Raw genomic sequence first — 6544 nt, forward strand, 5'->3', positions numbered from 1 at the left:
AATGATGAATAAGATAGAAAAAATATTGAATTAAAAAAAGTAAAAAAATAAATTTAAGTCTCATACTCAACATCAGATCTTAATCCAACCAATGAAGCACAGACTGCTATTACACATAAAATAGCTGAAATGATACAGGAAATCCTTGAACTTTCCATAAGCAATGGATAATATTCAGGAACAATAGGCACATTTCCCATAATGTAAGCAAATATAACTGTAAGTAAACCAATACTTAATGTCTGACCTATAACTCTCATAGCAGCTAAAGATGCAGAAGCGGTTCCTGTCTCCTCTTTTGGAACAGAACTCATAATCGCATTGGTGTTTGGAGTTGAAAACAATCCATAACCGATTCCCTGAAGGAACATTGCAATTATAATGAGATACAATGGAGTTGACTCATTCAGGAAGCATAGAATCAGAATCGCTACAGTTACAAATCCCATACCAATGGCTGCAAGCTTTTGAGGGTCAATCTTATCTGAAATTCTACCTGATATCGGTGCCAATATTGCCATCATGACTGGTGTTACGATTAGAAGTAGGCCAGACATTTGGGAATCTAGGCCCATAATGTATTGAAAATGATAGGTTACTATGTATGTGATAACAAAAGTTGCCAAATAACTTATCAAGGATGCTAAATTTGAAGAGGAGAACCTTGCATTCTTAAACAATCTCACTTCAAATACAGGATTATCAATCCTCAATTCAATATACGCAAAGCAAATCAGTAAGGCCAAACCAGCAACTAATAGCATCTTACCTAAACCGGTATTTATCACTGTAAATCCATAAACGAAAAGCAATATTCCAAGCATATAGACAATTGAACCAATCTTATCTATCACACCATCATACATTGTCCATTCATCCTCTAATGAATAACAGAGAATAGCTGAGAATATGAGGAAAGGAAGCATGCAATAGAAGATACTTTGCCATCCAAGGTAATAGATCACTATACCACCTATAACTGGAGCTGAAGATAATCCTATGTAAACTCCTGCAATATTAAGTCCTAAAGCTTGTCCACGGGTTTCTGGAGGAACAGCAGAAACGATAAGTGCCATTGAAGCGACATTGATGAATGCAGTTCCTATTCCCTGAACGACCCTTGAAAAGAGTAGAAGCTCACTGGTAAAAGAGAAGCAGGAAATGATCACTCCAATCATAGTGACTATAATTCCTATAAAAAGAGATCTTTTAAGGCCATACTTGCTTGTATATTTTCCTAAAGGTATTGATAATGCAGCAATTGCAAGCAAAAAGATGGTAGCAACCCAATTCTGAACTATATTGCTCATTGCAAGTTCACGTGCTATAAGGGGAAGGGCAACTGAAATGTTTGCTAAAAAAGCAGTGACAAATGAAACGACTGCAGCAAGCAGAATAACTGATTTTTCCAAACCTAATCTATTAACAATACCCACATTAACACCTTTTGATTGATATTATTAGTTATAAATTAGATTTAATATAAATTTTTATATAATTTTTTAACAGTTCATTGAAAGAAAAATAGCTAAAACATTTAATATAATTTTTAAAACAACACTTGAAAGAAATAGCTAAAACATTTATATAATTTTTAATAGTACATTGAAAGAAAAATAGCTAAAAACTAATTATGTAAAAAAATTTAAAAAAAAATAATTTAAAAAAAGAGACTAGATAAAGATTATAACGATTTGCAGAAGAGATTGCTATTATAATGTTTTGTGATTTAGAAATTTTTAAATAATATTTGGATTGTAGTGATTTTTAAGATTTAAATAAACTTTTTTTCTGCAAATCATCATAACCTTATCTAAAATGCATTAAGGAGAGAAAATAAGTAAATATACTTATTATCTTAAATATTGCACAATATCATTTTTCAATAAACTTTCAGAATCTAACTTTAAAGGTAACACAGCGATAATATTTATAAAAATAATAAAAATTTACTAAAAAGTAATATCATGCTTATTTAATATATAGTAGTAATAATCATATAAAGTTTTTCTTATTACAAATGGCTAAAAATAGCTTAAATCAGTAATACCCTTTATAAAGAGTATTATTCTTTAAATAAATAACAATGTAAAAGTAATAATAAAAATAAAAATTAAGTAATACTCTAAAATAAAATTAAAGATAAAAATAAATAAAAAAATAGAAAAAAGAAAAATAAAAATTTAATTTCTATTACTGTGGAAAGAGTTTTGGTCAAGGTTTTGCAGGCCGAAGGCCTGTAAAAGCTTGGGTTTAGAATGCACCACCACCTCCACCACCGGAACCGCCTCCGATTCCTCCTATGGAGTCATTGTTGGCAGCTGAAATGGTAGATGATGCAGTTGCAAATGAACTGTTTACATGATTGTATCCACCAAGGTAATAGAACATGAACAAGTCATTTGTTGTGTAATTCGGATTGTCCAATCCACCGTAAACATGGAGTTTCATAGCCTTATAGACCTCATCCGCTACACCAAGTGCAGTTGCATAGACCAAATACTGGTTCCATATTGCAATTGATTCTGGAGGATGTTCCTTTATCAATGAGTAATCCTTAAGGAACTTCTTGAATTTCTCCCATCTTTCAGTGTAAAGCTTTCCTTTAAGTGTGTATTTTCCACCTATTCCAGATGGCATGATAAGGCAAGCAACACCGACTATTGCAAAGAAGATTGCAAATAGAGTGGTTATGAAGCTTCCTCTAAAGTGTATGAAAATGGATAATGCTCCAACGATAATTGCCAATATTAGTGCTCCTATACCAAAGTACATCATATAATCGGAACCCTTTTGATCAAAGTATTCCTCGAATACCTCTTCAGGCAAATAGTCATTCTTGAAGTTTTGACACCAATTGTTGTATCTGTCTTGGTAAGAGCGAGCTTGGTTTTCCTCTCTAAGGCAATCCTGCATGTATGAGAAACTGATTCTGCCATTTAATTCATAGGTTCTCAAGATGTCAACCAATTCCTTTTCATATCTTTCAAGGCCATCGGTGGACTTTACGGTAAGGAAAGTGGTTTTAGTGAATTCAGTATCATCTTCAGAGTCCACTCCAAGTTTTCCCCTATTGATCAAATCCATTATTGTAGCTTGGAAAGCCTTTTGATCCAAATCACCGACATTCTTTCCAAATCCACCCATAAGGGCATTTACAAATGCTGGAGGGTCATTGGTTGGAGGCTCATGCTCATAGATTCCTTGATAATCTGTTTTCGGTTCCCTTCCAAACTTATAATAGATTGCAAGTGGAATGGCACATAATGCTACAAGGAGATAATTGACAATGGAACCTACAGTGCTTAAGAGAGTCTGTGTATCAGCTTCGCTTTTTTGCATGTTCCTTATTTCATCCCCAGCATTCTTATTGATGTGCTGTGCATAAGGAGTGCTGGATGATAATTCTTCCAATGGAATGAGAGCTCTTGCTTCAACATAGCTTCCTTCAGACACTCCATCACTGGAAATCAATAAATTGCCGTCAGACCATTTGGTTTTAGCATCACTGTATGCAGGGTTTATCCAATATTCAAGCTTTGTATCATCTGGGAAACGAATTACAGCATCCAAAGAGCCTAAATCCTCTTCCCATTCATCTCCCCAAACCTTGTATTGCAATTCAGCTACATCATTGTAGACCTTTACAACATGGGTGAAGTCATATTGGAGATAAACCTTAACATCAGTTCCAGATGTAATCTTTTGGGTTTTAGCGGCATCACGGTAAAGATAGATCTTAATCCGTTCCATTCCGCCCCGATCAATTATCTGATAATCGTAATAAGCACCTTCTACATAAACGCGAAGATTCTCAACAGATTGGTTCCTCTTTAGGGGAATATCCCTGTAAACACCATTGGCAGATGAATCGAAATGATAATCAATCTCTTCATAGACATTGATGAGTCCATCCTCGTATACCTGTATATCCACATTGGCATATGGAATGGAATAGTCTACAGCAGATGCTGTAGGCAATATGGATAAGCAGAATATAAGGATTAAAAGAATAGCCAATGCCTTGTTTTTAAAATTCATAGTTTTCTCCTATTAACACATGAGAGATACTCCATATGCTAATTCATACCAATATAAAGATTAGAATTCAACTTTAGGTACAGATCTTGCTTCTCCAGCAGCTTCAAAGAAGTCAGCTTCCTTGAATCCGAACATTCCTGCAAAGATATTGCTTGGGAATGTTTGACATTTGTTATTGTACATCAATACAGTGTCGTTGTAGAATTGTCTGGAATAAGCAATCTTATCTTCAGTTTGTGCTAATTGAGCTTGCAATTCCTTGAAGTTTTCATTAGCTTTCAATTCAGGATAGTTTTCTGCAACAGCAAACAAGGTCTTTAAGGTGCTGGACAATTGATTGTTAGCGTCACTTATTTCCTTAACGCCATTTGCATTCATCAATCCTGCTCTTGCTGCAGTCACATCTTCAAATACAGAGCTTTCGTGAGCTGCATATCCTTTTACGGTTTCAACTAAATTAGGAATCAAATCCGCTCTTCTATTCAATTGAACATCGATTTGAGCCCATGCATTCTTTACTTTGTTTCTTGCAGTTACAAGACCATTGTAAATAGCTACAATAGCTACAAGAATAATGAGTATTATAACGATTAAAATTATTAATAAAAGATTCATAGTTTCACCTACGATAATTTGTTCTATAATTATTACAATCTTTTGACTTATATTAAATCTTTTCAGATCATGAAAAACTTATTCAATAAATCAAGATTATAATCACTATGAACATATTTATTTTCATTTAAATATTTATTCTTTTATATTTAAATTTAATGAGAATTAATATTTCTTAAAAAAGTAAAGTATAGTTAATTAAAAATTGATATAAAAAAAGGATAATTTATTAGACTATTTTTTAAGTGCAAAAAAGGCTATTGGCAATGCAAGCAATGTAATGAATGATGATATGAAGTAAACAGGAGCATATCCGCTTGCAGCACTTACAAAAGATCCAAGCAATGCAGGGCCAAATCCCATAGTTCCATCACAGAATATGAAGAATGTGGATATTGCATAAGGACGGCGATTTGCTGATGTGTCCCTTGTTACAATAGCTGTGCAAGCTGAATTCAATGTACCGAAACCAAGTGCAGCACAAACTGCACAAATGAAAACAGTTATGGCAGAAGGCATCCAAGCGATTAGAAAGAGCCCTATGGCTTGTGCAATGATTCCAGTGAAACAGACAATCTTATCACCATAATTGTCCTGAATTCTCCCTGCAATAGGTCTTGAAGCCACAAGAACAATGGAGTAGATTATAAAGAATAAGGAGAATGCACTTACCAAATCAACTTCAACAGCATACAATCTGTAAAATGACAATATGGAAACATATCCAAGGCTTGTAAGTCCTGTAAATAAGGAAACAGGTATAGCTGGAACTTCAAATATCTTATCTATAACCCCTCTGATTCTTCCTTTTTCTTCTAAAATAGCATTATTAGGAGTTTTATCTCTGTACATGCTATTTTCAATCTCACTATTATGCTTAATTTCATATTTGCTTATATCCAAAAGAAGTATGCATAACAATCCAAGAAAAGCAAAGGCGGTTGCAAGAGAGAAAGAGCCAAAAGAACCCCAATTGTCATAGAAAAATCCTGAAATGTAAGGGCCTAATCCAACAGCAATTGTAGTTCCAAGCATAAAGTATCCAAATGCCTCTCCAAAGCGTTTCTTAGGCAATATTGCACTTGCAATGGTAACAATAGCATTTGCAGAAGCACCAAATCCAAGCCCATGAATGAATCTTACAATCAAAAGCAAGCTTATATTGTTTGCAAAAAAGTAGAAAATGCATGCTAAAAAGTGAATGCTTAAGAAAATAATGGCTAATTTCTTCCAATCCCTTCTCTCAAGTGCATTTGCAGAGTATATTCTTGAACAAAGCCCTCCGAAGATGTATATTCCAGATACAAGACCCGCTATGGTAGCGCTTGTTCCCATAGAAGTTGCATACTCAGTAACTGTAGACATCAATGCATACATTACAAGAGCTGAAAATAGCAATGCACCGAAGATTAAAAAGAAGTCTATGGTGAATATCTTATCCTCGTTTTGATTGGAAGTTTTTATAGCGTTCATTAAATATTATTTATATTTTTATTTATTTAAAACTTTTAATTATCTTTTAAAAAATATTTAAATTAAAAATTAATTTCATAAAAATGCTTTATTTAATTATTTTTTAATTAAATAATTATAATATCATATTTAAAGTGTAAATTATATCTTAAATGAAAAATTAACATCGTATAGAAGATTAATTAAATATATAAACGAAAAATCATAATATGAAATTTCTCATCTTTCATCAACTAATTCAAAAGGATTACAAATAATTGATATAATTTCATGGTCTTATTTTCAAAATTATGAAAAAAATAATGAAGAATTTATAAAATTAATTAAAAATAGTAATGTGAAAATTTTATTTGAAAGATAAAAATAAAAGAAAAGAAGAACCTATAGGGAATTTACTCGCCCCGATTGGGACAAT

The 6544-nt window shown here is 32.8% G+C and carries 4 protein-coding genes; all 4 read right to left on the reverse strand.

Annotation, left to right across the window (positions count from 1 at the left end):
• Nucleotides 1–53: 53 nt before the first annotated feature.
• The 4 genes from ACJMLB_RS05025 to ACJMLB_RS05040 all read right to left on the reverse strand — a co-directional run bounded on the left by ACJMLB_RS05025 (nucleotide 54) and on the right by ACJMLB_RS05040 (nucleotide 6129).
• Nucleotides 54–1436 (reverse strand): MFS transporter, encoded by a 1383-nt coding sequence (locus ACJMLB_RS05025; protein ID WP_405324178.1) that lies wholly within the window; start codon nucleotides 1434–1436, stop codon nucleotides 54–56.
• Between the two features lie 817 nt (nucleotides 1437–2253).
• Nucleotides 2254–4041 carry a DUF2207 domain-containing protein gene (locus ACJMLB_RS05030; RefSeq protein ID WP_405324180.1) on the reverse strand — a complete coding sequence of 596 codons (1788 nt, stop codon included), beginning with the start codon at nucleotides 4039–4041 and terminating at the stop codon, nucleotides 2254–2256.
• A gap of 60 nt (nucleotides 4042–4101) precedes the next feature.
• The gene (locus ACJMLB_RS05035) at nucleotides 4102–4656 is read right to left on the reverse strand and encodes a LemA family protein (RefSeq protein ID WP_405324182.1); all 555 of its coding nucleotides are present in this window, start codon (nucleotides 4654–4656) and stop codon (nucleotides 4102–4104) included.
• 234 nt (nucleotides 4657–4890) lie between these two features.
• Nucleotides 4891–6129: an MFS transporter gene (locus tag ACJMLB_RS05040; RefSeq protein WP_405324184.1), complete on the reverse strand. Its 1239-nt coding sequence runs from the start codon at nucleotides 6127–6129 to the stop codon at nucleotides 4891–4893.
• Nucleotides 6130–6544: the final 415 nt, after the last annotated feature.

The organism is Methanobrevibacter sp., assembly GCF_045114555.1.
GTDB lineage: Archaea > Methanobacteriota > Methanobacteria > Methanobacteriales > Methanobacteriaceae > Methanobrevibacter.